1 protein-coding gene is annotated in these 1181 nt (G+C 65.2%); it reads right to left on the minus strand.

Annotated elements, in window-relative coordinates:
• Positions 1-1065, minus strand: a 1065-nt coding sequence (gene zapE / locus AC1DOC_RS34425; RefSeq protein WP_478131675.1) for a cell division protein ZapE, incomplete at its 3' end; no start/stop codon positions are given.
• Positions 1066-1181: the final 116 nt, after the last annotated feature.

Below are 1181 nucleotides of genomic sequence, written 5' to 3' on the forward strand. Positions count from 1 at the left end.
GGAGAGGAACTCGCTCGATTGCATTTCGGTGAGCCTGGAAACCGTCCGCGGGAATTCGTGCGCGAGCGGCCCCTCGGTGTACAACGCCTCCGGCGGTACCTCGGCCGACATGATGAGCTTGACGCGCCGGTCGTACAAGACGTCGACCAGCCAGGTGAAACGGCGTGCTTCGGAGGCCATGCGCACCGGCATGTGCGGCACGTCGGACAGCAGCACCGTGTGGAACTGGCTCGCGATCTCGAGGTAGTCGTTCTGCGAGCGCGGCCCGCCGCACAGCGTCTTGAAGTCGAACCAGACCACGCCGCCGGCCTTGCGCCTGGCGCGGATCTCGCGCTGCTCGATGTGCAGGACCGGGTTTTCGTCGGCCGTTTCGGCCAGCCTGTCGAAGGCCTTGCGCATCTCCTTTTCGGCCGACGCATCGTTGGGCGTCAGGTACATGCGCAGCTGCTCGAGCGTGCGGCGCCGGTAGTCGGTGCCGTTGTCCACGCTCAGCACCTCGAGCTTCTGGTTGAGCAGCGCGATCGCGGGCAGGATGCGGTCGCGGTGCAGCCCGCCGGGGTAAAGGTCGTCGGGCCTGAAATTGGAGGTGGTGACAAAGCCCACGCCGTTCTCGAACAGCGCCACCAGCAGGCGGTGAAGGATCATCGCGTCGGTGATGTCCGCCACATGGAACTCGTCGAAGCAGATCAGCTTGTAGCGCTTGGAGATGCGCAGCCCCAACTCGTCGAGCGGGTTGACCGTGCCCTGCAGCTCGCGCAATTCGCGGTGCACCTCGCGCATGAACTCGTGGAAGTGCAGCCGGGTCTTGCGCCTGAGCGGCACCGCGTTGAAGAACAGGTCCATCAGGAAGCTCTTGCCGCGCCCGACGCCACCGTACATGTAGACGCCGCGCGGCAGCTCGGGCCGGTTGATGAACTTCTTCAGCGCGTTGGAGCGCTGAGCCTTGTACTCGCCCCACTCCCGAGCGCAGCGATCCAGCGCTTCCACGGCGCGCAGTTGCGCGGGATCGCTCTGGAACCCGCGCACAGCGAGTTCCGCCTCATAGGCCTGTTTGACGCTGGTCAAAGGATCAGAAGTTCAGCGTGCGCTTGTCCACGGCAAGTGCCGCTTCCTTCGTGGCTTCCGACAGCGACGGGTGCGCATGGCAGATGCGCGCGATGTCTTCGGCGCTGGCCTTGAAC

The organism is Variovorax sp. 01T439_2, assembly GCF_056398445.1.